This window comes from Streptomyces sp. CRN 30 (assembly GCF_034105845.1).
In genome coordinates this window covers 23,514-48,875 of the sequence record NZ_JAVRHI010000263.1, presented here as the reverse complement: position 1 = coordinate 48,875, position 25,362 = coordinate 23,514, and the positions used below count along the sequence as shown (strand labels likewise).

The 25,362-nt window shown below is 71.2% G+C and carries 25 protein-coding genes and 3 tRNA genes; 13 read left to right on the top strand and 15 right to left on the bottom strand.

Translation table 11 applies throughout. The features are described 5' to 3' along the window. The 3 genes from UW392_RS28065 to UW392_RS28055 all read left to right on the top strand — a co-directional run. On the top strand, positions 1-1,171 hold a 1,171-nt coding region (locus UW392_RS28065), incomplete at its 5' end, for a S1C family serine protease (protein WP_320777915.1). Positions 1,172-1,215: 44 nt separating this feature from the next. Then, positions 1,216-1,300 (top strand) — tRNA-Ser (locus UW392_RS28060). Positions 1,301-1,489: 189 nt separating this feature from the next. After that, a complete protein-coding gene (locus UW392_RS28055; RefSeq protein WP_320777914.1) occupies positions 1,490-1,954 on the top strand; it encodes a GNAT family protein in 465 nt (154 codons plus the stop codon). A 20-nt stretch (positions 1,955-1,974) separates the two neighbouring features. On the opposite strand, the gene UW392_RS28050 is transcribed toward UW392_RS28055, so the two are convergent. Further along, on the bottom strand, positions 1,975-2,841 hold the full coding sequence (locus UW392_RS28050) for a bifunctional DNA primase/polymerase (protein WP_320777913.1): 867 nt from the start codon (positions 2,839-2,841) through the stop codon (positions 1,975-1,977). 379 nt (positions 2,842-3,220) lie between these two features. On the opposite strand from UW392_RS28050, the gene UW392_RS28045 reads away from it, so the two are divergent. The 3 genes from UW392_RS28045 to UW392_RS28035 all read left to right on the top strand — a co-directional run bounded on the left by UW392_RS28045 (position 3,221) and on the right by UW392_RS28035 (position 6,239). After that, positions 3,221-3,568, top strand: coding sequence for a hypothetical protein (locus UW392_RS28045; RefSeq protein WP_320777912.1), 348 nt, complete (start codon positions 3,221-3,223; stop codon positions 3,566-3,568). A 293-nt stretch (positions 3,569-3,861) separates the two neighbouring features. After that, complete coding sequence (locus UW392_RS28040) at positions 3,862-4,416, top strand: SigE family RNA polymerase sigma factor (protein ID WP_320777911.1); 555 nt, start codon at positions 3,862-3,864, stop codon at positions 4,414-4,416. Between the two features lie 179 nt (positions 4,417-4,595). Beyond that, a complete protein-coding gene (locus UW392_RS28035; protein WP_320777921.1) occupies positions 4,596-6,239 on the top strand; it encodes a long-chain fatty acid--CoA ligase in 1,644 nt (547 codons plus the stop codon). Positions 6,240-6,339: 100 nt separating this feature from the next. On the opposite strand, the gene UW392_RS28030 is transcribed toward UW392_RS28035, so the two are convergent. Together UW392_RS28030 and UW392_RS28025 are read right to left on the bottom strand one after the other, a co-directional pair. Beyond that, a complete protein-coding gene (locus UW392_RS28030) occupies positions 6,340-11,391 on the bottom strand; it encodes a PAS domain-containing protein (protein WP_320777910.1) in 5,052 nt (1,683 codons plus the stop codon). A 279-nt stretch (positions 11,392-11,670) separates the two neighbouring features. Continuing rightward, positions 11,671-12,225, bottom strand: coding sequence for an SSI family serine proteinase inhibitor (locus UW392_RS28025; RefSeq protein WP_320777909.1), 555 nt, complete (start codon positions 12,223-12,225; stop codon positions 11,671-11,673). Positions 12,226-12,520: 295 nt separating this feature from the next. Here UW392_RS28025 and UW392_RS28020 point away from each other — a divergent pair. Beyond that, a tRNA-Ser gene (locus tag UW392_RS28020) sits at positions 12,521-12,611 on the top strand. Between the two features lie 319 nt (positions 12,612-12,930). Continuing rightward, a tRNA-Arg gene (locus tag UW392_RS28015) sits at positions 12,931-13,003 on the top strand. 77 nt (positions 13,004-13,080) lie between these two features. Here UW392_RS28015 and UW392_RS28010 read toward each other — a convergent pair. From UW392_RS28010 to UW392_RS27955, 12 genes are all read right to left on the bottom strand, one after another. Further along, positions 13,081-14,307, bottom strand: coding sequence for a site-specific integrase (locus tag UW392_RS28010; RefSeq protein WP_320777908.1), 1,227 nt, complete (start codon positions 14,305-14,307; stop codon positions 13,081-13,083). Further along, entirely contained in the window at positions 14,304-14,507 is a 204-nt protein-coding gene (locus tag UW392_RS28005) for an excisionase family DNA-binding protein (protein WP_320777907.1), read from the bottom strand. Before UW392_RS28005 ends, UW392_RS28010 begins: the two co-directional genes overlap by 4 nt. Beyond that, entirely contained in the window at positions 14,504-15,898 is a 1,395-nt protein-coding gene (gene repSA, locus UW392_RS28000; RefSeq protein ID WP_320777906.1) for a replication initiator protein RepSA, read from the bottom strand. Before repSA ends, UW392_RS28005 begins: the two co-directional genes overlap by 4 nt. 7 nt (positions 15,899-15,905) lie before the next feature. After that, positions 15,906-16,091, bottom strand: coding sequence for a hypothetical protein (locus UW392_RS27995; protein WP_320777920.1), 186 nt, complete (start codon positions 16,089-16,091; stop codon positions 15,906-15,908). A 92-nt stretch (positions 16,092-16,183) separates the two neighbouring features. Continuing rightward, a complete protein-coding gene (locus UW392_RS27990; protein ID WP_320777905.1) occupies positions 16,184-16,429 on the bottom strand; it encodes a hypothetical protein in 246 nt (81 codons plus the stop codon). A gap of 1 nt (position 16,430) precedes the next feature. Beyond that, positions 16,431-16,742 carry a SpdD protein gene (locus UW392_RS27985; protein ID WP_320777904.1) on the bottom strand — a complete coding sequence of 104 codons (312 nt, stop codon included), beginning with the start codon at positions 16,740-16,742 and terminating at the stop codon, positions 16,431-16,433. A gap of 20 nt (positions 16,743-16,762) precedes the next feature. Next, a complete protein-coding gene (locus UW392_RS27980; RefSeq protein WP_189219086.1) occupies positions 16,763-16,918 on the bottom strand; it encodes a hypothetical protein in 156 nt (51 codons plus the stop codon). A gap of 10 nt (positions 16,919-16,928) precedes the next feature. Then, on the bottom strand, positions 16,929-17,117 hold the full coding sequence (locus UW392_RS27975) for a mobile element transfer protein (protein ID WP_320777903.1): 189 nt from the start codon (positions 17,115-17,117) through the stop codon (positions 16,929-16,931). 4 nt (positions 17,118-17,121) lie between these two features. Further along, a complete protein-coding gene (locus UW392_RS27970) occupies positions 17,122-17,301 on the bottom strand; it encodes a hypothetical protein (RefSeq protein WP_320777902.1) in 180 nt (59 codons plus the stop codon). 19 nt (positions 17,302-17,320) lie between these two features. Continuing rightward, positions 17,321-18,019 carry a DUF2637 domain-containing protein gene (locus UW392_RS27965; RefSeq protein WP_320777901.1) on the bottom strand — a complete coding sequence of 233 codons (699 nt, stop codon included), beginning with the start codon at positions 18,017-18,019 and terminating at the stop codon, positions 17,321-17,323. Between the two features lie 23 nt (positions 18,020-18,042). Beyond that, a complete protein-coding gene (locus tag UW392_RS27960) occupies positions 18,043-19,389 on the bottom strand; it encodes an FtsK/SpoIIIE domain-containing protein (RefSeq protein ID WP_320777900.1) in 1,347 nt (448 codons plus the stop codon). Positions 19,390-19,391: 2 nt separating this feature from the next. Beyond that, the gene (locus UW392_RS27955; RefSeq protein ID WP_320777899.1) at positions 19,392-19,721 is read right to left on the bottom strand and encodes a hypothetical protein; all 330 of its coding nucleotides are present in this window, start codon (positions 19,719-19,721) and stop codon (positions 19,392-19,394) included. Between the two features lie 158 nt (positions 19,722-19,879). On the opposite strand from UW392_RS27955, the gene UW392_RS27950 reads away from it, so the two are divergent. The 5 genes from UW392_RS27950 (at position 19,880) to UW392_RS27930 (ending at position 25,275) form a co-directional block, all read left to right on the top strand. Continuing rightward, positions 19,880-20,680, top strand: a complete 801-nt coding sequence (locus tag UW392_RS27950; protein WP_320777898.1) for a GntR family transcriptional regulator — start codon at positions 19,880-19,882, stop codon at positions 20,678-20,680. Continuing rightward, positions 20,677-21,342 (top strand): YdcF family protein, encoded by a 666-nt coding sequence (locus tag UW392_RS27945; RefSeq protein WP_320777897.1) that lies wholly within the window; start codon positions 20,677-20,679, stop codon positions 21,340-21,342. Before UW392_RS27950 ends, UW392_RS27945 begins: the two co-directional genes overlap by 4 nt. A 1,585-nt stretch (positions 21,343-22,927) precedes the next feature. Continuing rightward, positions 22,928-23,353, top strand: a complete 426-nt coding sequence (locus tag UW392_RS27940; protein ID WP_320777896.1) for a hypothetical protein — start codon at positions 22,928-22,930, stop codon at positions 23,351-23,353. 41 nt (positions 23,354-23,394) lie between these two features. Beyond that, the gene (locus tag UW392_RS27935) at positions 23,395-24,282 is read left to right on the top strand and encodes a DUF2797 domain-containing protein (RefSeq protein WP_320777895.1); all 888 of its coding nucleotides are present in this window, start codon (positions 23,395-23,397) and stop codon (positions 24,280-24,282) included. 45 nt (positions 24,283-24,327) lie between these two features. Then, the gene (locus UW392_RS27930) at positions 24,328-25,275 is read left to right on the top strand and encodes an amidohydrolase family protein (protein ID WP_320777894.1); all 948 of its coding nucleotides are present in this window, start codon (positions 24,328-24,330) and stop codon (positions 25,273-25,275) included. Positions 25,276-25,362: the final 87 nt, after the last annotated feature.

The window sequence follows — 25,362 nt, the reverse complement described above, 5'->3', positions numbered from 1 at the left end:
CGGCGCGGGCACGGGCACGGGCTGGGGCGCCGCCGACCAGCAGCCCGCCCCCAAGCCGGGCCGCAAGCGCGGAGGTCTCCTCGCCGCGGTGCTCGTGGCCGCCCTCGTCGCGGGCGGTGTCGGCGGCGGCATCGGCTACACCCTGGCCGAACGCAACGACGGTGCCGGCGGCTCCACCACCGTCTCCGCCTCCGAGAGCGGCGGCGACCTCGAGCGCGACTCCGGCACGGTCGCGGCCGTGGCCGCCAAGGCGTTGCCCAGCACGGTCACCATCGAGGCCGCGAGCAGCAGCGGCGAGGGCGGCACCGGCACCGGCTTCGTCTTCGACAAGCAGGGCCACATCGTCACCAACAACCACGTGGTGGCGGGCGCCGTCGACGGCGGCAAGGTCACGGCCACCTTCCCCGACGGTGAGAAGTACGACGCCGAGGTCGTCGGCAACGCCCAGGGTTACGACGTGGCGGTCATCAAGCTGGAGAAGGCCACGTCGGACCTGCAGCCGCTGACCCTCGGCAACTCCGACGAGGTGGCCGTCGGCGACTCGACCATCGCGATCGGAGCCCCCTTCGGTCTGTCGAACACGGTGACCACGGGCATCATCAGCGCCAAGAACCGCCCCGTGGCCTCCAGCGACGGCAGTTCCAGCAGCAAGGCCTCGTACATGAGCGCCCTGCAGACGGACGCCTCGATCAACCCGGGCAACTCCGGCGGGCCGCTCCTGGACGCGCAGGGCAACGTGATCGGCATCAACTCCGCGATCCAGTCCGCGAGCAACGGCCTCGGCGGCGCCGGTCAGGCCGGCTCGATCGGCCTGGGCTTCGCGATCCCGATCAACCAGGCGAAGAACGTCGCCCAGCAGCTGATCAGGACGGGCCAGCCGGTCTACCCCGTGATCGGTGCCTCGGTCTCCCTGGAGGAAGGCACAGGCGGCGCCAAGCTCGTCGAAGGCGGCGCGGACTCGATCACCCCGGGCGGCCCCGCCGACAAGGCGGGCCTGCGGCCGGGCGACGTCATCACCAAGCTCGACGACACCCCGATCGACAGCGGCCCCACCCTCATCGGCGCGATCTGGACCCACGAGCCCGGCGACAAGGTGACCCTCACCTACACCCGTGACGGCAACACCCGAACGGCCGAGGTGACCCTGGGCCAGCGCGAGGGCGACAGCTAACGGTTAGTCTTGTCCCGCGCGCCCCACGATCGCGGGGCGCGCGGGGTGGGTTGCCCGAGCGGCCTAAGGGAACGGTCTTGAAAACCGTCGTGGCGCGAGTCACCGTGGGTTCAAATCCCACACCCACCGCGCAGGTTGACGGCCCCTGACCAGGTACGACGGTCAGGGGCCGTCGTGCTGCGTGCTGTCCGTGAGCGCCCGTCGTTCCCCGGTGTTCCCCGCCCGATCGGGCACGGTTGGGGCACGGCTGTTCCTACGACAGGTCGGAAGCCATCGGCCTTCGGAGAGTGTCAGTGGCTGGTGGCAGACTCCGGTGGCATGAGTGATCAGGTGCGTTTAAGGGACGTTGTACCGGCTGATCTGGAGGAGTTCTTCGCACAGGAGCATGATCCTGAGGCCGTGCAGCGGTCGAAGTTCCCGCCGCGGGAACGGGAAGCCTTCATGACTCACTGGGCGACGAAGGTTCTTGGAGACCCTACTGTCTTCGTGCAGGCCATTACTGTCGATGGGGAGCTGGCGGGTAATGCGGTGGCCTGGTGGGACGAGGGGCGGCGCTTCATCGGGTACTGGCTCGGCAGGCAGCACTGGGGGCGGGGAATCGGTACTCGGGCGCTGGCGCTGTTCCTGGAGCGGGAGCAGGCCCGTCCCCTGCATGCCGATCCCTTTGTCGGGAACACCGGTTCGGTCCGCCTGCTAGAGAAGCACGGCTTCCGGCGTACCGAGACGGTCCGGCATGGAGAGCATGAGCACATCATGTTGGTGCTCGACAAGGACCCCACCTAGCCTCGGGCTGGTGCGGCTGCTCAGGGCTGCTGTCGCGTCATCCGCGCGGCCGAGGCGATCGTCGCGCGGGCCTCGCGTTCCGTCAGGCCGGTGCGGACGGCGGCGTCGACGAGGGCGGGGGTGAGTTCGGGGCCGATGCCGTTCTCGTGGGCGCGGCAGGCGGCCCAGAACAGGCGGGTGTTGCGCTGGCCCTCGTGCGCGGCGAGGACGAACTGGACGAGGCCCTGGCCGTGGTGGCCCCCGGGCGGTGCGTGGGCGGGGCGCGTACGCGGGGGAGGCAGCAGCAGGCGCAGGAGCGCGGGCGGGCAGGCAGCGGGCGCGAGGTGGGACGTGCCCGGCGCGGTGCTGTAGATGCCGTGGTCGGTGCGTGAGCCGGGGCCGACCAGGTAGCCGCCGGCGCCCCTGATGTCGATGCCCGGGGCCAGGCGGCCCGCCGAGTTGGGGACGGCCACGTCCGGTGGTCCGGTCAGCCAGAGGTGACGGCCGCCGCTGGGCGTCAGGACGACGACGGTGTCGGGGATCGTGAAGAGGTGGCGCAGCGCCAGTTCGCGCAGGGCCGCCGACGCGTCCGTACCGGACTTGGTGTCGAGGTCGACGCCGATCAGGTGGTGCGGAGGCAGACCGCAGGCGATGCCGTAACCGGTCGCGCGGCGAGCGGCGGCGAACAGTGCCCTGATGCGCTGCGGGTCGGTGGAAGCGTCGTACACGCCGTGTCCGAAGCGCCCGCACTCGCCGTGGCACGGGGCGGGTGCCGGATCGTCGCGGTGCGGGGAGCGCAGGGCCGGGAGCTTCGTCGGGGACAGCGGAAGCACCGCCAGTCCGCGTTCTGCCGCGGACAGGGCGTGGGCCAGCGCCAGGGTCGTGGCCTGCCGATCGGAGGTGGCCATGGCCTCATTTTCGTACGCGTGTTCGAGTATGGGAAGGGGTGTGTCGGGGGTGGTTCGGCCGTCCGGGTGGCGCGGCGCTCGGGGCGTGCGCCGGGCCGGAACGATTCGCCTGGTGTGGCGCCCGGGTGTGAGTCCGGCGGCAGGTGTTGACGAGTGCTGAGAGCTGGGGTTGGCGGGGCGGGAGGGGTTTATCGACATGGATGTCACACTTCAGTGCGAATGCGCCATCGAAGGGTGGTTCGGTGTAAATCGGTAGGTGATTCTGAAGGCGCGACGTCGAGCTGGTCTCCGCGGTGGTGGGCCAACCGCCGTGACAGTACGTGCACTTCACGCAGGCGCCGTCCCTCGGGTCGGCGCGTACGCAAGCTGGAGGATCACCATGGCAAGCATCCGTACGGCCCGTGCCCTCGCCGCGGTAGCGGCTCTGCCCCTCGCCGCCGCCCTCTTCTCGGGAGTCGCCGTGGCGGGAGACGGTGCCCCCGCGCACGACGGGAAGAACGGGGCGAACGTGGGCGTGGCCGACGCCGTCGGCGCGGTCGGCATGCACAACGACGGCAACTTCTCCACGGTGCTGCAGCAGGCGGTGGGATGCGGTGCCTCGAACCAGAACTTCACCACCCAGTTCAAGGAGTCGAAGCTCACGTTCATCGACCAGTCGAAGGGCAATGTCGTCGTCAACCTCGCCCCGAGTGGGGAACCGCAGCACCATCACCACCATCGACCTTGAGTTCCGGCGGCGGTGGCCCGGTGGCCGGGGAGCCCCATGAGGCCCGGTGAGAGCCCGTAAGGGGTGAGTCGTGGGTTCCATGGGGTGGGCACGGGTGTGCGGCGGCGGGTCCGGCGCCGTCGCGCAACCGTCGGTGGACCGAGGGTGCCCCTGAGGGTCTCACCCTCAGCGTCTGGGGGGCGCTCGTCCACCTTCAGGAGGTGGCATCGAAACCCCGCCTACAACCTGAGGGGGACTCGCCTTCGCGACCTGCGGCCGATCCGCCGGACAGGCGTCGCTCATAGCGTGGAGCCATGACCACACCCGTCTGCACCAGCGCTTCGAACGCCGCGACGGCAGGGCGGCAGACCCTTGCGTACCCGTCGTTCTCGTCGTACGTGAAGGCCCGCCAGCCGGTGCTGCTGCGTACCGCCCGGTCGCTGACCGCGAACCCGAGCGACGCGGAGGACCTGCTGCAGACGGCCCTCACCAAGACGTACGTCGCCTGGGAGCGGATCGAGGACCACCGGGCCCTCGACGGTTATGTGCGCCGCGCCCTGCTGAACACGCGGACCTCCCAGTGGCGCAAGCGCCGGGTGGACGAGTTCGCCTGCGACGAACTGCCCGAGCCGGAGACCGTGCCGGCCGGGGACCCCGCCGAGCAACAGGCGCTGCACGACGCGATGTGGCGGGCGATCATGCGGCTGCCGGTCCGGCAGCGGGCGATGGTCGTCCTCAGGTACTACGAGGACCTGAGCGAGGTGCAGACGGCCGAGGTGCTCGGAGTGTCGGTCGGCACGGTGAAATCGGCGGTGTCCCGTGCGCTGGGCAAGCTGAGGGAGGACCCCGAGCTCGGGCCCGTGCGCTAGGAGCCCCGTGCTGACGCGCACGCGGGGCGAGGCTTCTCCGACATGGACCTCGGCGTGGACTCCCGCTGATCGATCATCTCGGTAACTAGTGACATACCAAGCGGTATGTGCGCAGAATCAGCGCACCCCTTACCACCGCGTAGGCAGAGTCGCCCCGGGAGGACGCCGTGCTGAGCACCATGCAGGACGTACCGCTGCTGATCTCCAAGATCCTGACCCACGGGTCGTCCATCCACGGCACGTCACAGGTGACCACATGGACCGGTGACGGCGAGCCGGCCCGCCGCTCCTACGCCGAGATCGGCGCCCGGGCCGCACAACTGGCGCACGCCCTGCGGGAGGACCTGGGGGTCGAGGGGGACGACCGGGTCGCCACCCTCATGTGGAACAACGCCGAGCACGTCGAGGCGTACTTCGCCATCCCCTCCATGGGCGCCGTGCTGCACACACTGAACCTGCGCCTGCCCGCCGAGCAGCTCGTGTGGATCACCCACCACGCCGCCGACCGGGTCGTCCTCGTCGACGGCTCGCTGCTCCCCCTCCTCGCGCCCCTGCTCCCCCACCTGGGAACGGTCGAGCACGTCGTCGTCTCGGGACCGGGCGACCGGGCGCTGCTCGACGGGGCGAGAGCGCGGGTGCACGAGTACGAGGAGCTCCTCGACGGCAAGCCGACCACGTACGAGTGGCCGGAGCTGGACGAGCGGTCGGCCGCGGCCATGTGCTACACGTCCGGCACCACCGGCGACCCCAAGGGCGTCGTCTACTCCCACCGCTCGATCTACCTGCACTCCATGCAGGTCAACATGACCGAGTCCATGGGCCTCACCGACCAGGACACCACCCTCGTCGTGGTGCCCCAGTTCCACGTCAACGCCTGGGGCCTGCCGCACGCCACCTTCATGACCGGCGTGAACATGCTGATGCCGGACCGGTTCCTGCAGCCCGCGCCGCTCGCCCAGATGATCGAGCAGGAGCGGCCCACGCACGCGGCAGCCGTCCCGACCATCTGGCAGGGGCTGCTCGCCGAGCTGGGCGCCCACTCCCGGGACGTCAGCTCGCTCACCCAGGTCACCATCGGCGGCTCGGCCTGTCCGCCCTCGCTGATGGAGGCGTTCGACAAGCTCGGCATGCGGGTGTGCCACGCCTGGGGCATGACCGAGACCTCCCCGCTCGGCACGGTCGCCCGGCCGCCCGCCCACGCCGTGGGCAGCGAGGAGGAGTTCGCGTACCGGCTCACACAGGGCCGCTTCCCCGCCGGTGTGGAGGCGCGACTCACCGGCCCCGGCGGCGAACGGCTGCCCTGGGACGGCGAGTCGGCGGGCGAGCTGGAAGTACGTGGCTCATGGATCGCGGGCGCGTACTACGGCGGAGAAGGCGCCGAGGCGCTGCGCCCGGCCGACAAGTTCAGCGAGGACGGCTGGCTCAAGACCGGTGACGTGGGCACCATCAGTGCCGACGGCTATCTGACCCTCACCGACCGGGCCAAGGACGTCATCAAGTCGGGCGGCGAATGGATCTCGTCCGTCGAGCTGGAGAACGCCCTGATGGCCCACCCGGACGTCGCCGAGGCCGCCGTCGTCGCCGTACCGGACGACAAGTGGGGCGAGCGGCCGCTCGCCACGGTCGTGCTGAAGGAGGGCTCCACCGCCGACTTCGCCACCCTCCGGACCTACTTGGCCGAGGAGGGCGGGGTGGCCAAGTGGCAGCTTCCCGAGCGATGGACGGTGATCGAGTCGGTGCCCAAGACGAGTGTGGGCAAGTTCGACAAGAAGGTGCTGCGCAGGCAGTACGCCGAGGGCGGGCTGGACGTCACGCGGCTCTGACGCTTCAGGGCAGCCGCACGACGGACAGCATGCGGGGCACTGTTTCACGTGAAACAGTGCCCCGCATCGCATGTCTACCGCCGTTGTGCCGCTACCGCGATCAGTTCGTGCCGATGCGTGCCAGCAGGTCCACGATCCGGGCCTGGACCTCCGCGCTCGTCGAGCGCTCCGCGAGGAACAGGACCGTCTCCCCGGAGGCCAGTCGCGGGAGTTCGGTCTGGTCGACGGCGGCTGTGTAGACGACCAGAGGGGTGCGGTTCAGCTGGCCGTTGGCACGCAGCCAGTCGACGATCCCGGCCCGGCGGCGGCGCACCTGGAGCAGGTCCATCACCACCAGGTTGGGCCGCATCTGCGCGGCGAGCGTGACCGCGTCCGCGTCGGAGGCCGCCCGCGCCACCTGCATGCCCCGCCGCTCCAGCGTCGCGGTCAGGGCCAGCGCGATCTCCGCGTGCTCCTCGATGAGCAGGACGCGCGGCGGATGCTGCTCGGAGTCACGCGGTGCCAGCGCCTTCAGCAGCACGGCGGGATCGGCCCCGTAGGCCGCGTCCCGAGAGGCCTGGCCGAGGCCGGCCGTGACGAGCACCGGAACCTCCGCGGCGACGGCCGCCTGGCGCAGGGACTGCAGGGCCGTGCGCGTGATCGGGCCGGTCAGCGGGTCGACGAACAGCGCGGCCGGGAAGGCGGCGATCTGCGCGTCGACCTCCTCGCGCGAGTTGACGATGACGGGACGGTAGCCCCGGTCGCTCAGCGCCTGCTGGGTGGTGACGTCGGGCGCGGGCCAGACGAGCAGGCGCCGTGGATTGTCCAGGGGCTCGGGGGGCAGCTCGTCGTCCAGCGGCTGGGGCTGCGGCTGGTCGGAGACCTCCACCGCGCCACCGGGGCCGTCGAGCGGCTCGGGGCCTTCGTCGGCGTTCTCGTCGGGGGCCCCTATGGCGTACGAGCGTCCGACCCCCTCGGAGGCCCCGCCCGGGTGCGCCTGCCCCGGTACGGGCGTGGCGCTGGGTGTCTGCGGGACAGGCTGGGCCTGACCGGGCTGGGGGTGCGGACGCGCTGCCGTCTCCGGGCGCGCTGCCGTCTCCGGACGCTCTGCGGGCTCGGGCGGCGTACCCAGCTTGCGGCGCCGGCCGGAGCCGCCGGACTGCTGCGGGGGCGGCGTGGCCCCCGGCTGTGGCTGGCGCGCGAACGGCACTCCCTGGCCGAGCGTCCGCACGCTGATCGCACGACCCTGGGTCGAGTTGGGGTCGACGGGAGCGGTGGCCTCGGCGGGCAGCGGCTGCGCTACCCGCGCCTGTGCGGCCTGCTGGAGCTGCTGGGGTTGCTGGAGTTGTTGTGGTTGCTCGGGCGGGAGCGGGGTGCCGGAGCCCGACGTGTCGTGCGCACCCGGCCACGGCTGCGGTGCGGGCGGGGTGACGGTCTGTTGCCGGCCGGCCGGATCCGGGGCGACGGCCCCGGGGGCGGGCGGCTGGGCCGCCACGACCTCGTCCGAGGTCTGGGCGTCACCCGCGGGAGCGACCGGTGCGGGCGGGGGCTGCTGCCCCGGGACCGCCACCTGCCCCTGGCCGGCCACATGGGGCACACCCTCGGCGGCCACGGGCACGGCTGCGGGCACCGGCTGGGCGAGCGAGGCGGGAGCGGGCACTCCCCGGTCGGGGACCTGTGGGGCAGCCGGAGCACCGGCGACACCCTGAGCGGGTACGGGCTGGGGAGCGACCGGGTTGCCCTGGGCGGGCCCGGTCTGCTGCGCCGGGACGGGTTGTGCGGTACCCGGGACGCCCTGGCCCTGGGGCGGCACGGCGTGGGGTGCGCCAGGGAGTCCCTGAGCGGGACCCGGCTGCTGCGCCGGCACGGGCTGCTGACCAGGGCCCGGCGTCCCCTGAGGGGCGCCTGCCTGTGCTGCCGTGGCGACGACCGCCTGCGGGGACATGACCGGTGCGGGTGCGGGTTGTCCGGGTGCGGGCTGTGCGGGTGGTACGGCCCGCACGGGGACTGGCTGCTCGGAGACGGGCTGCTCGGACGTGGGCTGCCCGGGAGCCGCCTGCGCCGGAACCGGGTGTCCGGTGCCGACCTGATGCGGAACTGCCTGGCCCGGCGCCGCCTGGGCGGGTGCCACCGGCGCATCGCCCTGCTCCGGCACCGGGCGGGCCCGACGGCGACCTGTGGGAGCGGTCACGGGATGGGGCTGCGGCGGCGTGTGGCTGTCCGCCGGGTCCTGCAGCGCCGGATCATGACGCCCGTCGTCGGTTGCCTGGCCCGGAGTCACAGGCACCGGACCGGGCCCGGGGGCCGTGGCGGCACCCGGGGTCATGGCCGCCGCGTTCACCGGAACCGTTCCCGGAGGCATGCCGGAGCCGCCGGCCGCCGGAACCGCGACCGCACCAGGGGCTGCATGCCCGGCGACCACTCCGACGGCCTGCTCCACGACCTGCCCTGAGGTCTGCTGCGCGGCCTGCCCCGCTGTCGGTCCGGCCGTCGGAGCCGCCGGTGTACCGGCGTCTACGTCGGGACCCGTACCCGTACCAGCACTCGCACCCGGACCTGCGCCCGGGGCTTCGTACCCGGCGGACTGGGCCGTTCGATCGGCCGCCGCGGGCGGCAGCGCGAAGACGGCGCGTCCGGATCCGCCCGTCTGCTGTGCGGCGGCACGCTCCTCGGCGTTGGCCAGGGCGCGACGACGCCGTCCGGTCGGCTGGGACTGTGCCGTGCCGTCCGCTGTGGGGGCGTCCGGCCCGTTCTGGGGCGCGGGCAGGGCCGGCGGCAGCGCGTGCTGTTCGGTACCGTGCAGCGCTTGCCGTCCACCGGGCGTGGGCACACCCTGCGGCGGCACCGTCTCTCCCAGCCCCATGGCCGGGGCCCCCGCCGCGTGCTCGGCGGCGGTGACGACCGCGCCCTCGGAGACACCCTGCGCGCCGCTCTCCACCGGGCTGGGCCGCCCCCGGCGTCGGCCCGGGCCACCCGGACCCCCGGCGGCGGCACCGTCGCCCCCCTCACCGTCCTCGGCGCGGAAGGGACCCGCACCGGCCGCACCGGTCTCACCGAGCTCACTGAGCGCACCAGCATCAGTTCCGCTCCCCCCGGGGACCGTGCCGCTCCCGCCCTGCGCCGGAGCCGGCAGGGACTCGCCGTCCGCGGCCTCCGCACGTCGCCTGCGCCGCCCGGTGGGCGCGACAGCCGTCGCGGCCTCCGGCGGGGCGCCCTCGGCGCTCTCCAGGAACGCGTCCACCGACGACCGCCGGGCCCGCCGCCGTCCGCCGGGGGCCTGCGCGGATGTCTGCGCGGGCGCCTGCTCGGTGGCCTGCCCGGGGGCCTGTCCGGACAACGCGACCTCAGCGCCGATGCCCGCACCGACCCCGATGCCCGCACCGACCCCGACCTCGGCCGCCCCGGTCCCGGCACCGGCGCCCGCGTCGGCCTCCGTGCCGCCGGGAGCCGCACCGCCCGCCTCGGCGCCCGCGACGGCACCTGCCGCGACCTGCTGCTCCGTGACCGCACCGGCACCGCCCCCGATCGGCACCTCCAGCACGTACGCGCTGCCGCTCATCCCCGGCACCTCGTGTGTCTGCAGCACACCGCCGTGCGCCCGCACGATCCCGCGCACGATCGGCTGGTGCACCAGGTCTCCACCGGTGTACGGGCCGCGTACCTCGATGCGGACGACCTCGCCGCGCTGTGCGGCCGCCACGACGACCGTGTTGTCCATGTAGCCGCCGGCCGAGACGGGCGAGTTGCCCGTGGCATCGACCCCGGCCACGTCCGCGATGAGGTGGGCGAGCGCGGCCGAGAGGCGCGGCTGGTCCACCTCCGCCTCGATGGGCGGCGCGTGCACGGCGAACTGCACCCGCCCCGGCCCGATCAGCTCGACGGCCCCGTCGACACCGGCCGTCACGACCGCGTCGAGCATGACCGCCGTCCGTACGAGGGTGTCGTCACCGGCGTCGAGGCGCTGGTAGCCGAGGACGTTGTCGACGAGTGTGGTGATGCGCGAGTAGCCGGCGGCCAGATGGTGCAGGACCTGGTTGGCCTCGGGCCACAGCTGGCCGGCGTCGTCGGCGGCGAGCTTGCCGAGCTCGCCGCGGAGCTGGTCGAGCGGGCCGCGCAGGGAGTGCCCGAGCACGGCGAAGAGCTGCTCGTGCCGTGCGGCGAGGGCCTCGTAGCGGTCCTTCTCCCGCTCGCCGAGCGCCGCGTACCGCTCGTCGCCCGCCGCGAGCTCCTCCGCGTGCCGCTCGCGCAGGTCGTCGAGGTCCGCGGCGTGCCGCTCGTGCAGCTTCTCGAGCTCCTCGGCGTGCTCCCGCCGGGCCCGCTCGAGTTCCTCGGCGTGCTGGGTGGCCTCGGCCTGCTTCTCCTCGATGAGCGTGTCGAACGGCCGCCGGTCGGTGAAGGTCATCACGGCGCCGACGAGCTGGTCGCCGTCGCGCACGGGCGCGGTGGTCAGGTCGACCGGCACCTTGTCGCCGGCCTTTGACCACAGCACCTGCCCGCGCACCCGGTGCTTGCGTCCGGAGCGCAGGGTGTCCGCCAGGGGCGACTCCGCGTAGGGGAACGGCGCGCCGTCGTCCCGGGAGTGCAGGACGAGGGTGTGCAGTTCCCGTCCGCCGAGGTCGCTGGCGCGGTAGCCCAGTATCTGGGCGGCCGCCGGGTTGACGAGGACGATGCGTCCGTCGGTGTCCGTGCCCACCACCCCCTCGGAGGCGGCGCGCAGGATCATCTCCGTCTGCCGCTGCGAACGCGCCAGCTCGGCCTCGGTGTCGACGGTGCCCGACAGGTCGCGTACGACCAGCATGAGCAGCTCGTCACCGGTGTAGCCGTAACTGTCGTAGGCCTGCTGGCTGTTCTCCAGGTTCGCGCTGGTGACCTCGACCGGGAACTCACTGCCGTCGGTGCGCCGGGCCGTCATGCGGGTCGGCTTGGTCCGTCCGCGGGGGTCGATGGAGTCCGGTCGCCGCATGGAACCGGGGATGAGCCGCGAGTCGAACTCGGGCAGCAGATCGAGCAGCCCGCGCCCCACCAAGGCGGTCCCCGGGGCCTCGAAGGCCTCCAGCGCGATGGTGTTCGCGTTGACGACGGTCCCGTTGGCGTTGACCAGGACCAACGCGTCGGGGAGCGCGTCGAGTATGGCTGCGAGGCGAGCAGCGCCTCGGGATGGCCTGCTGCTCACGAGACGCTTCCCTCCTGTTACCGCACCTTGCCTACCGCGGGGCCATCTTGCCAACCGGTCCGCAGCGTGTCACGCGAGGGAGTCTACGGGCAGTGGTTGTGCTCGCGGTGCCGGATGAGAGGCAGGTCGCACGTGGATCTCGCCATGCGTGTGACCGGTGTGCGACGGCCCTGTGACGGTGAATCGACGGTTCCGCCCACGTCGGCGGTCTTCACGCGGACACCGTCCCCCGCTCCCCGCCCCCCTCGGCCGGCCGTCTCACCGCCATCGCCTCGCTCCTCACCCGTGGAAAGGGGGCAGCACCGGCACGAGCGCGTCCCAACGGGCGATCTCGCAACCGTCCCTCCGGTCGAAGCGGGCGTCCACGGCGCGGCCGGCCCAGGTGCCGGTGATGCGCGCGGTGGCCGGCCCGCCGTACTGCATCGTGCACATCGTGCCGGGGGCCACGGGGCTGAAGGGGCTGCTGCCCCAGGTGGTGCTCCGGCCGAGCCGGTCGCACGCGCCTTGCACGTCCGGGTGGTTGCCGCCGTCGGGGTGGCACTCCAGCTCGTACGTACCGTCGGCGCCACCGGCCTTCTCGACGGTGATCGTCAGCCGGTCCTCGGTGACGGGCGTGGGCAGGGGCATCGCCCCGCGGTCCGCGGCGTACGCCGCCCGGGGGTCCGAGGCGAGCGCGGTCACCGCGGTGAGCGCGGCGACGGCACCGATGAGGAGCTGCCGGAGCGCGGCGAGGGGACGATGCCCGCGAGGCCGGTGCTGCGAGGCGACGGTGGCCGGAACGACCTGTGCGGCGGACGAGGGAGGGACCGGCGGCGGGGAAAGGGCCTTCAACATGACCTGACTAACGTGGGGGCGTCCCAGCGGTTGCGCCTCCGCGCCGCACGGGTCCCGCCGCACGGGTTCCGCCGCATGGGTCCTGCCGCACGGGTGCCGCCGCACGGTGATCCACGTGATCCAGGTGTGATCCAAAAGCCCGGTCCGGGTGGCTCCGCCCCGGGACGCTTTCCCCGGCAATACGGCTTTGCCCTGCGGGCTCTCCGCCTAGTACCGTGGGAGGCGATTGGTGACACCGCGCTCGACTGTGTCATCATCTGCACGCACCATTCGCGCTTGCGCGGGCGGTTGTGCTGGAGGCGTCGCCTAGTCCGGTCTATGGCGCCGCACTGCTAATGCGGTTTGGGTCTTAAAGCCCATCGAGGGTTCAAATCCCTCCGCCTCCGCATCGAGTCCGAAGCCCCGGTCGTCCAGACCGGGGCTTCGGTCATTCCTGGCCATGACCAGGGCTGCACGGGTTGCGATCGCTCGTGGTCCGAACCGAGGCCGTTCCGGCCGTTCCCGATCCCGCCATCACGCCGACGACTGCCACCCGCTCCGGCCGGGGCTTCCCCGCTCACATCTGCCGGTCAGCGTGTTTTCGCAGGTCAGAGCGGGTGTGGGAATCGGATTTCGCCTCACGGCGACAGTCATGTAATGTTGTTCCCGCAACGCCGACCGGGCCGAAAAGACCGGAAGGAAGAGCAACTACAACAGAACACACGAGCACTCGTAGCTTAACGGATAGAGCATCTGACTACGGATCAGAAGGTTGCAGGTTCGAATCCTGCCGAGTGCACACAGGTGAGAGGCCCCGGAGTGATCCGGGGCCTCTCGCGTTTCAGGGGCGTACAGCAGCGAAGTACAGCAACCGCATCAGCCGGTACCGCCCATCGCGCCCGACAGCTTGCCGATCGCGGACCGCACCTCTTCCTCGCTCGCCTCGGCGTAGACCTCCATCGTCATGGCGATCTGCGAGTGCCGCAGAATGCGCTGTGCCACCTTCGGATGCACCTTCAAGGCCACCAGGAGCGAGCTGCACGTGTGCCGGGTGTTCCGGAGCGGGATCACCCGGAGACCGGCGCGACGAGCGCGCAGGGCGAACATGCGGGTCATGTTGCCCGGCTCGATCGGCGTGCCGTACTTCGTGGTGAACACCAGGTCGTGAGTGTTCTGCCAGAGCTCCCCGGCGGCCTTCCGGTCCCCGATCTGCTGAGCACGGCGCATCCGCAGCGCCTTGAGGCAGAGTGCCGGCAGGGGGAGGAAGTCGTCGGACTCCTCGGTCTTGGTCTCCCGGTGCAGGATCTGACGCCCGGCGCGCTGGATCTGGTGATCCACGTACAGCTCGCCCCGCTCGAAGTCGACCGACTTCCACGTCAGACCCAGGACCTCACCGCGACGCAGGCCGAGGGTGAGCACCAGGACCCAGGCGGCGAACAGGTGGTCATCCCGCGCGGCGGCATCGGTGAGGAACTGGCCCGCCTCCGCCACCGACCACGGCTTGATCCGACGACGCCGAGGCTTGGGCACCTTCACCAGTGAGGCGACGTTCTTACTGACCAGCTCCTCGGAGACCGCGTGCGTCAGGGCAGCCCGCAGGGAATCGCGCGCGGCCTGGATCACGCGGCGGGACGGATAGGACTCGCAGCACTCACCGATCGCGCAGCACTTCCGGCGGGATGACTCCCGCTTCGCATCCTTGCCCTGGGCACAGCACTGGCAGACAGCAGCCAGCTTGGTCAGCCACTCGCGGACGTCCCGGACCGTCAGCCGGTCGAGCCGCTTCAAGCCCAGGTGCGGAACGATGTAGAGCCGGACCGAACCCTCGTACGAGACGTACGACAGGGGAGCCAGGTTCGGCTTCACCACCGAGCCGAGCCAGTAGGCGAGGAACGCGCCCACGGTTGGATGCCGGGTAGCCACAGGACCCTTCTTCGCCTCCGCATGGAGGTTGAGCCACTTCTCGTGGACCTCCTCCCGGGTCTTGCCGTAGGCGTACTTCCGAGCCCGCTTGCCGTCCGGCTTGGTCACCCAAACGTAGGCCGCGTAACCGTTCTTGTACGGGTAGATCGAGCCCTCACCGTTGCCACGCTTGCCGCTCACGCCGCCTCCCCAGCCTCAGAGACGACGCGCTCCACGTACTCGTCCACCCATTGCGAAAGGATGCGCCGGTTGCGGCCGACCTTGACCGAGCGGATCTCTCCGGTCAGCACAAGCATCTTGGTCTTGGACAAGCCGAACTCGAGCATCTCGGCAACCTCCGCCGTGGTGTACCACTTGCGCTCGATGACAGCCGTGGTCATGCGGTGGCTCCTTCCTGGGCCAGCAGGCCGGGTAGTTCCTCGCGGGCGATCTCGCGGTTGTGCTGGATGTCGCGGCGGATGTTGGCTGCGAGCCAGCTTTCGCCAGGGGTGTGGCCGTGGCCGGCATAGGCCCAGTGGGCGAGGGTGAGCGTGGTGGCCTCCGGGGAGTCGTCGAGGTCGGGCAGGCCGAGGGCTTCGCGTTGCTGGGCGGCGCGGTAATCGGCGCGGACCTGGCGCAGGGCGCCGAGGGTGGTGGAGTAGCGGCGGGACTTGGTGGAGAAGTGGCCGCGGAAGCCGAGCATGTGGGCCCAGTCGCGGAGCTTGCGGTCCGGGTAGAGCGCGTGGAGGTCGAGGCAGGCGGCGATGAGCCGGGCGGGATGATCCGGGACGCCGAGCAGGACCAGGGCTTCCTTGTTGCCGATGCGGCGGTCGACGGTGCCGGTGGTCTCGGCGGCCTTGGTGGCGTACTTGGCGACGTAGGCGGCCACGGCCTGTTCGGTGATGTCCTCGCCGTTGCCGAAGGCGCCGATGGGCTGCACGTCGAGCTGGGTGCCCCAGCGCAGCGTGCGGGCGGGCTGGTCCCCGGCGGGTGGGACGTCGACCGCGACTCGGGCGGCTGCGGCGTGGATGGCGTCGGTGAGCAGGTCGAGGGTGGCCCAGGCCGGGGGCGGGGAGTCGGGGCCTTCGGGGCCGTCGAAGCGGATCACGGCGTGGAAGTGGACGGCGCCGCGTTTCTGGTACTCGGCGACCTTGCCGAAGGCGACCCGGGACTGTTCGTGAGCTGCCTTCTGCGTGAGTCCGGCGCGGCGGGCGATCTCGCGGCGGAGGTAGATCGTGAAGTAGCGCCACAGGTCGGAGGCGTGGTTGTTCCACAGCACCGCGCCCGCGTAGTCGTACGTGGCCGGGTCCAGGGCGGTGCCGAGTTCGGGCGCGTCCTCCTGGTGGCGGGTGCCGCAGGCGCATGGCCGGTTGCCGGGCCGGTTGTGCACGCGGCCGAACGACGGCGCGGTCAGGGTGGCGAAGACGCGCGGGTGGTCGCGGATAGTGTCCGGGGTGCCCTTGGCCGGGTCGCCGACCAGCCCGGCGCGGATGAGGTGGTAGGTGTCGCCCGCGTAGGTCCAGGCGCAGGAGGGGCAGCGGGAGGCCCGACGGTTGCCGCAAGCCACGCGGAGCCGTCCGCCGGGCTCGGTGTCGGTGGCGTAGGAGTGCAGGACCTGCCCGGTGGCCTTGTCGCGGGTGACGGTCGAGCCTTGCAGGTGGATGGGGTCGGTGCAGCCGCCGGTGCGGCGGATCTGGTCCTGGATGCGGTCGAAGCCGGTGGACCCGGCCAGCCTCAGCACGTCGGCGAGGGTGGCCGGGTCCAGGCCCGCCATGGTGGCGGTATCGCTCATGTGTGGGTCACCGTCCGGCGCGCTGGAGCGCGGGGGTGGTGCGGCGGGTACGGCCGGTGCCCTTGCAGGCCGGGCAGACGATCTGCAGGGTGGCCCGGGTGCCGTCGGGGCGGCGGGTGCCGGTGGTGATCGTGGCGGTGGCGAAGCCGTCGCATTCGCGGCAGACGCGCGTGTTCGGGGCGGGCTGGGGCATCATGGGGCTTCCCTTTCGGGTCCGTTGGATCGGAATGGGTCCAGGCGCCCGGAGCGGCGGATACTTGGCGGTAGAGGCCGCTCCGGGGGCCGTCAGCGTCGGCGGTTGCGCCCCCGGCTCGGGCGCGGGACGGGCGGGATGTCCTCGTAGGCCCGCTGGCCCTGCTGGAAGGCCGCGGTGTCGGCGTCCGTGGTGGCGGTGGCGCCCAGTTCTCGGGTGATGCGGCGCATGGCCTTGCGGTCGCCGTGGCGTTTGGCGATGCCGTACTCGCGGCCCAGTTCGACCATGGCCGGGTCGGCCGGGACCTCGTCGTTGCTCCTGCGGCTGAAGAAGCCCATGTCAGTGCTTCCTTTCCTGGTTGATCAGGGAGCGGAGGACGACGGCGCAGACGGCGACCGAGGCGGCGGTGATGGCGACCGCCAAGAGCATGGAGACCAGGACCGCGCCGACGACCAGGACCACGGCGCCACCGCCCGCGGCGAGGGCGAGCGCGCTGCCCGGGGTGAGCTGCACGGTCGGTCGGCTCGACACCGGAGCAACCGGAGCCGGGACCGGGGCGGGGGTGGCGGGTGCCGGCACATCGGCGACGGCCGGGGCCGGGATGGCGGAGACCGGGGCGGTGGCCGGGGGCGGGTACTTCGGGGTGAGCACGGGCGGTGTCCCTTCGGTGGTTACTTGACGACCGCGCCGACGGCGGGGCCGAGGAAGCTGTCTGCGACGAGGTAGCCGCCCAGGAGGAGCACGGCGACCAGCCACCAGGGCGGGCGGATGAGCTTGATGCCGAGGAAGCCGACGACGAGGAGAGCCAGCCAGAGCGGAACGTCCACGGAAATCTCCTCAGGCCTTGCAGCGGTGCGTGCGGGCGGCCAGCTCGGCGGCAGCGCGGTCGCGGTAGTCGGTGGAGAAGCCGCAGCCGGGGGCGGTACAGGCGGCGGTGTGCATCTCGCGGCCCCGGCCGTCGTAGTAGGTGGCGACCTGGACGGGGCCGACGCGGATGCGGTTGCGGAAGCGGCGGTAGACGGTCATGAGGTCAGCCCTCCTGGCGGAGGCTGCGGCCGGGGAACTCGGCGAGGATGCGGGCCTTGTCGTCCGGGTTCGCGGTGCGGTCGGCGGCCTCCTCGGCGAGCAGGCGGGCCAGGGTCGGGTGGCCGGTAGCGGCCATCTCGCGGGCCGCGTCCACGTAGTCGGACGGGCGGTTGAAGGTCTGCACGGTCGTTCCTCCCGTGGTCTCAGGTGAGCTGGAGTTCGGTGGCGATTGCGTTGGTCACCGGGGCGGGCAGGCCGAGCCGGGCGGACAGGTCAGCCGCAGGCATCGGCGTACCGGTGGAGGCGTGGTGAGCGTCGGCGAGCTTGCGGGCGTGATCGAGCAGCGCGGCAGGCACGGCCGGGGCCTTGGCCGCAGGCTCGGACACGGCCGGAGGTTCCGGCGCGGCCGGGGCCAGTTCCGGCACGGCCGAGGGCGGCTCGGGTGCGGGCATGGGGTCGTCGGTGCGGTGCATCTCGACTTCCGGCGCGGCCGGTTCCTCCTCGGGGACGTCGACCGGCGGTGCGGGCGGCGTGGCCGACTCGGTGGGCGAGTGGACCAGGAGGGTGCCGCCGAGGAAGGCCAGAGCAGGCCATCCGGCGACGAGGATGCACAGCCAGTCGGGCACCGCGTTGAGGTCGAGGAGCCCGGCGGTGGCGACGTTCGCGCCGAGCGAGGCGAACAGCGCAATGATGAACCAGGTCCAGGCGGAGCGGTCCCGGCGGGCCGTACGTAGCCGACGCCAGGCGGCAACCAGCAGCAGATCCACGGAGACCGGATAGGCCCAGGCCTTCCAACCGGTCTGCCCAGCCGCTTCGGCCAGGTCGTGCAGGTGGGCGAAGGACAGCGCGCCCGCGATGACGGCCTGGACCAAGACGGCGTCCGGGCGGATGGAGCGAAGCATGGGAGACACCTCCCTTCGGGGGTTCAGTCGGTGACGGGCTGGGGCTTGACCAGCGAGGGCCCAGCGGCCAGCACGTCCTTGGCGGCGGGCACGAAGGGGCGGAAGGGGTCGAGGGTCGGGAGCTCCGGCACGAGGTGGGCGTGGGCCCGGCAGACGGCCGCCACCTCGTCCCGCGAGGTCTGCGGGGTGCGGATTTTTGACCAGCCGCCGGAGGAGTCCGCCGCCACCGCAGTGCCGGGGCGTTCCATCGGGATGAGGGAGGCGACCTGGACGGCGTCGGGGGCGATGTCGGCCAGGCCCATTTCGGCGGTCTGTTTGTCGTTGACTCGGTGCACCACCCGGCCGGTGAGCTGGGCGCGGAGCATGGTGGCGCCCTTGCCCAGGTCGGAGCCGAAGCGCTGCCCGCAGATCTCCAAGTAGATGCCGACCGCGCGGGCCATCTGTGCCAGCCGGATCAGCCCGGTCACGATCCGTTCCCGGCGTTCCTCGTCCTTCTTGGAGGAGATCAGGAACAGTTCGGCGACCTCGTCCACCAGGACCACGACCGGCACCGGCCGCTCAGCCACCGGCAGCTCCCACACATCGGAGACGCCGTGCCGCTTCAGCAGGTCGAACCGGTCCTCCATCTCCGCGACCAGGACCGCGAGGAGGGAGGCGGAGTCGTCCGGGGTGGTGGCCAGCGCCGACAGCCGCGAGGCGTAGGCGGCCTGTTCCACCCCGCGTTTGCAGTCGATGCCGACCAGCGCCACCGGCAGTTGCGCGAGCCCCTTGATCAGGTTCCGCTGATACATGGACTTGCCCGAGTGGTTCGCCCCGAGGGTGAGCGCCATCGGGGCCTTGCGGTAGTCCCGCTCCCAGGCGGTGCCGTCCTCCCGCAGCGCCACCGGGACGATCAGGTCGTGCGGGTGGGCCTTGCGCGGCATCCGCACCCGGCGCAGCACGTCATAGCCGGTCATCCGCAGTTCCACGTAGCCGGGCTTGGTCTCCGCGACGGTGACCGAGTGCACGCCCCAGGCGTGGCGCAGCCGTTCCGAGGTGGCGATCACGTCGTGGGGTTCGAGTCCGGCCGGGAGCCGCAGGGTGACCCGCAGGCCGGTCGAGGTGCCCCGCACCCGGCGGATCTTCGGCGGCACCGGCTGCACCTCCCGCCGGGCCACGTTGCGGGTCATGAACGCCCGCAGTCCGGACGGCTGCACGGTCAGCCCGCACACGTCCATCGTGGAGCGGTAGGACAGGGCAAACCGGCCCCAGGTGACCGGCATCCCCACCAGCGACCAGTACACCCGCGGGGCCCGCACCTTGGCGTAGCCGAGGCCACCGGCCCCCGCGAGCGCTCCCGTGGCCTCAAGCCACAGCGACCAGTCCGTCACGGTCAGACCGCCGAAGTGATGGCGACCGCGCGGAACGAGATGCCGTGCCGCTTCTGGCCGTTGAACTCGTTCTCCCAGTCCCGCGCCTTCAGGCCGATCACCTTCACCGGCGTGCCCGGCTGGAGCCCTTCGTCGTAGCCGGTCTCCGGGATGGTGACCTGGTAGAGGTTGCCCTCTCCCTCGTCCGACACCAGCAGGCCCACGGTGGACAGGCCCGCACCGGTCTCCCGGTCCACGGCCCGCTCCCCGGTCTTCTGGTTGACGAGCTTCGGCGTCGGCGCGGTCGCCACGAACACCACAGCAGTCGACGTGTCGATCTTGAAAGACGGCATTTGCACTCCTTGTGTAGATGTCGGAGCAGCCCAAAGAGGAGCCTTGACTCCCGCTGTCCTAGGACTGTGGGCCGCTGAAGAGACAGTGCCACGCTGTCCTAGGACTGTCAACTAGTCCTAGGACTGTGTTTGACTTGCCTTGACGAGAGGAGTGCGACATGGCACCCAAATGGCGCGAGCTGGCGGACAGGCTGGCCGAGGAGATCAAGAGGGGTGAGTACGCACCTGGCGATCGACTGCCGCACATCCGTGAGCTCGTCGAAAACGGCGAGGGATCCAAGGCCACGGTCCACGCCGCCTACAAGGCGCTGGAAGCGGAAGGTCTGGTCACCTCGACGCGAGGTCACGGCACCGTCGTGCGTCAGCAAGTGCCGCTCAAGCGACTTGGCATCGCCCGGTACGACAAGGCCAAGTGGCGAGATGGCGACGAGGTGGCCTTCATCGCGGACCGCGTGGCCTCCGGCCGTTCCTACCGCCGGAATGACCAGACCCAGACGGTCAGCCTCGTGGAGGCGCCACCCGAGGTAGCCGCCGCACACGGCCTGCCGGCAGGCGCGGAGGTGTACGCGCGGGCGCGACTCGTCAAGGAAGGCGAACAGCCCACGCACACACTGACCAGCTACTACCGACCCGAGCACGTTGAGGGCACGCGCATAGTGGACCCGACGCCGGGACCGGCCGGACGCGGTGGCGGCTTCCGGGTGCTGTACGACGCGGGTTACGAGATCGACCACATGAAGGAAGCACTTTTCGCCCGTGCCGCCACGCCAGATGAGGTGAAGCTCCTCCAGCTGCCGCCCGGTGAGCCTGTCGTCGAGCTACACCGAACGACCTACACGGCCTCGGGCACAGTGGTCGAGTTCGCCATCGGCGTGCACGCGGCCTCACGCTTTGCCTGGGAGTACGACTTCAAGGTGCCGGACTCGGCGGCGGCAGAGGGCGGGGAGGAGCAGGAGTGATTTCAGCTCAGGACTGGGAGGACACAGAGCGCCTGTGGCAGTACCACCAGTTGCACCACTCGCCTCGGCCTTGCTCGGTCGCGGTCGGGCTCGGCAGTCACGACCTGGGAGTGGCTGACACGGCGGTTGACCTGTACAAGCGCGGCATGGCCCCCCTGCTGGTGTTCACCGGGGCGACGAGCCCGACTACGCGGGACCGCATGCCCCGCGGTGAAGCCGTCCACTACCGGGAACGAGCACTGGAGCTGGGCGTACCCGACTCCGCCGTACTCGTTGAGCCGCAGGCCCGGAACACCGGCGAGAACATCCGCTTCACCAGGGAGCTGCTGGAGGAGGCCGGGGTCGAGGTGTCCTCCGTTCTCCTGATCAGCAAGCCGTACGAGGAGAGGCGGGCGTACGCCACAGCACGCAAGCTCTGGCCCGAGGTGCAGGTCGTCAGCGCTTCCACCCCGATGACGCTCGGCGAGTACGTCGAATCCATCCAGGACGCGCGCTTGGTAATCGACATGCTCGTGGGCGCGCTACAGCGCCTGCTGGTCTACCCGGAGCAAGGCTTCATGATCAGCCAGCAGGTACCGGACGGTGTGCTCAGCGCGTACGAGCGACTGTGCCGCAATGGCTTCACCAGCCGACTCCTCACCACCGAGCAGCCTTCGGCCTGACCCGCATCGGAGCAGCAGCACCGACCCACGAGAAGCGATCTGTTACAGGTTTCTCTACCTCATCAAGCCCGGCTGCGCTCCGCTCCGCCGGGCGCGCTCCCGGCTCCGCTGCGGGCGCCGCTCCTGCCTTCGGCCCGCTCCGCCCGCGCTGCGCCGACGCGCGCCCACGAGTGGGAAGAGGCCGGGCTGTGAGTGGCGAGCACTGCACGATCGCGGCCTCGGTCAAGGACGGTGCCTCCGGCGGGGGATCGGCCGGCACCGGGATGGAGGGGGCGCCGTTGCCGAGTGCGGGCACGTTGGGGCGTGCGCGGGGAGCTCCCATCCCGTCCACCGTCGACCCAGGCAGAGCCGAGCAGACGCGGCCCATGGCGTCCAGGTCGTTCGTACAGTGGCGCGCTCCACCTGGACGCCATGGACCACGCCCGCTCCACGGTGTGTGGGTCGACGGCGGACGGGATGGGAGCTGGGGTGAGTGGTGGGCTGAGGTTGCGCGGTCACCGAGCCAGCAACCTTGCCATTCGGAGGAGATCGGCACCTTGCAGTAAAGAGCGCGCGAATAACCCTTCAGGATAAGGGGTGCTACTGACAGTCGGGGGCGTTCGTTGTTTCCGCTCTGAGTCGCCAGGGAGGAAACCCTCTAGGATAAGGGGTCGCACCGACAATGCAAGGTGTTCATCAAACCCAGGGAGAAACACTCCCAGCGATGTGAGATGGGTCACCTGATCGATAATGAGAAACAGCAGGTCAACGCTTTGTGGCGTGATCGACCTGGGTGTTTAGGCGTTCAAATTCGCCCGGTCGGCACTTGGGAATCGTGTGCCGCTGTGGATAGTGGTGGGGCGACGCCGGTGACGGTCTGTCATGCTGCTGGGGCAACTCCCGCCCAGCGCTTGGTTGTCAGTGCCGACTGCTAGCGTTGCTGCCACGCAAAAAGGACTGGGGTGCCCGCCTCTGCCAAGAAGTTCGGGCACCCCATTAATGAACAAGGAGAACTATGGCGTCACCCCAGGTTCGTAATGCGCTCCGCCTAAGCGGAGGCATGCTGTCTCGTACTGTCGCACACGGCACCGACAGTCGCAACCGATATTTGATCTTGCTCGGGGTAATTCTGAGCTGTGTGATCAATGGAGATACCGTGTCTGCGATCTTGCGGCAAGCGACATGGCTGGTGGTAGCCGTGATCGTCCTCGTCGTTATCCGAAGGCTGGATGAGTGGCTGAGGATTCGCTTCAGTGGCGCGCGTCATCAGCTGTGGCTGTGCAGCAGTCCAACGTTGCCGCGACTGCTTTGACGCTGGCCAACCGGGCAGGACCCGTGAGGGCGTGCAGGCGCCTTCACGGCCGGTGCGGTACAGCAGCGAAGTACAGCAACCACAGCAACCGTTCACGTCCGGTGGCGTCTCTGCGGGGCCGTAGATCGGCCGGTACGACCGTTCGCGACCGATCCACATAGAGCTACGGATCAGAAGGTTGCAGGTTCGAATCCTGCCGAGTGCACAACAGGCCAGAGGCCCTGCGGAGCGATCCGCAGGGCCTCTGGCTTTTGGTCCGATGTGTCGGCCGGTGCCTCAGTAGGGTTCCGGATCATGGACAGCGGGGGCGGGAAACCCCCACACCAGGACATGGAGCGCGGCTCGGTCGTCGAGGGTACGGCCGTCGAGTTCGTCTACCGGCCGACGGTCGCGGACTTCGAGGAGGCGCTCCGGGGGCGGGCCAGACGGTCCCCGGCGGGTCTGGTCCAGGTTTTCTTGGCACCGCTGGTGGCGGCAACGGCCGTGCTCGTCTTCTCCGTCCTCCGCGATGACGCGCTGCCCGTGTTCCGGGACTACCTGGAGACGCCCGGACTCTTCGTGCTGCTGGGCGGCGACCGCGCGGCCGGAGTCGCGGTCCTGCCCAAGCGGGGCGCCCGGGACACCGCGGACGTGGATCGGCTCCGGGCGATCCTGAACCGGAACCTGAAGCGGCTCCAGACGACTCCTGAGCCCGGGCACCGGCCGGGTTCCGAAGCGTGATCGGACGCGCGTTGTCAGTGGTGGGGCCTAATCTCGTGGTGATGGGACGGACGGCGTGGAGATGTACGGGGCTGCGGTGGGGTGACGCGGGGCCCTCGCTGGTCTGGGAGGGAGGACGGGGGAGCGCTCTGCCACGGGGGAAGAGGGTCGCCTTCGGGGTGGTGCCGGAGGGGGTGCGGACGTGTGTCGGTGCGCGGGGGAACGCCTGCCCGATGCGGGTCGGGGTCTCGGGGCGGAGCACCGGCGCGCGATGTGAAGCGTGCGCGCGGCTGGAGCGGGCGCACTCCGTTGCGGCCGACACCATCGCGGACGATCCGCGGCCGTACCACGTGTACCTGGCGTGGTTCGGGCCCGGGATGGTGAAGGTGGGGATCACCGTGGTCGAGCGCGGGTCGGCCCGGTTGCTGGAGCAGGGAGCCGTCTGTTTCAGCTGGCTGGGGCGTGGGCCGCTGATGGCCGCGCGGCGGACCGAGGAGGTCCTGCGGGCCGCGCTGGGGGTGCCGGACCGGATCCCGTACGCCGACAAGCGGGCCGTACGGGCGGCCCTGCCGGGGGCCGGCGAGCGGGGGGCCGAGCTGGTGGAACTGCATGGGCGGGCGGTGGCGCTCGACGGCTGGCCGGAGTCGTTGGAGCGGTTGCCGTGCCGTCCGGTGGATCACACCGAGGTGTTCGGGCTGGACGCCCTGCCGGGCGTCGACGGGGTGGTGAACGAGCTGGTCGCGGGCGGGGTCGTGGGCGGTGAGGTGGTCGCGGTCGCCGGGCCCGACCTCCACCTGGCCACCGGGCGCGGCACGGTCGTCCTCGACACACGGCTGATGACCGGGTGGGAGCTGACCGCGGCCGTCGAGGGTGGTGGGGACGTACTCACGGTTCCCGTACGCGAGTTGAGGTCGAGAGGGAGCGGGGATGTTCAGGAAGGGCTCTTCTGAGTGAGTCGAGCTGAGCTGAGTTGAGCTGTGGGAGCGGGCATGGACATGAACGCGGGCACAGGCACAGGCACAGGCACGGGCACGGAGGGCGTGGGGCGGTTTCGGCGGGATGCCGAGGACGTGCGGAAGTTCTGGCGGCGGCTCGGGCTGCCCGGACTCGTCGACGCGCACACGCACTTCATGCCCGAGCGGGTGCTGCGCAAGGTGTGGGGCTACTTCGACGGGCTGGGGCCGCTGACCGGTGGGGTCGAGTGGCCGATCACCTACCGGGTGGAGGAGCGGGAACGGCTGGCGGTCGTCCGGGAGTTCGGGGTGCGGGCCTTCACCACGATGCTCTATCCGCACAAGGCGGGCATGGCGCGCTGGCTGAACGGGTGGGCCGTGGAGTTCGCGCGGCGGACGCCGGACTGCCTGCACACCGCGACGTTCTTCCCCGAGCCGGGGGCCGTGGAGTATGTGCGGGAGGCCGTCGAGCAGGGGGCACGGGTCTTCAAGGCGCATGTGCAGGTCGGGGCGTACGACCCGGGCGACGAGCTGCTCGACCCCGTGTGGGGGCTGCTCGCCGAGGCCGGGGTTCCGGTCGTCGTGCACTGTGGATCCGGGCCGGCGCCGGGGAAGCACACCGGGCCCGGGCCGATACGGCGGGTGCTCGGCCGGCACCCGCGGCTGCGGCTGGTCGTGGCGCACATGGGGATGCCCGAGTACGAGGACTTCCTGACACTCGCCGAGCGGTACGCGGAGGTGCGGCTGGACACGACGATGGCGTTCACCGACTTCGGTGAGCGGTTCGGACCGTACCCCGAGCGGCTCCTGCCCCGGCTCGCCGGCCTGGAGGACCGGGTGCTGCTCGGCAGCGACTTCCCGAACATCCCCTATCCGTACGTTCACCAGCTCCATTCCCTGGAGCGGCTGGGGCTGGGGGACGCATGGCTGCGGGCGGTCTGCCACGACAACGGAGCACGGCTCTGGATCGAAGGCCCTGGAGGCATCTGAGGGCCCAGGAGGCGCCTGAGGGCCCAGGAGGCGCCTGAGAGCTTCCTGTGCGTTTCTCAGGGAAATCACAGGTCGCCGAAAGGACGC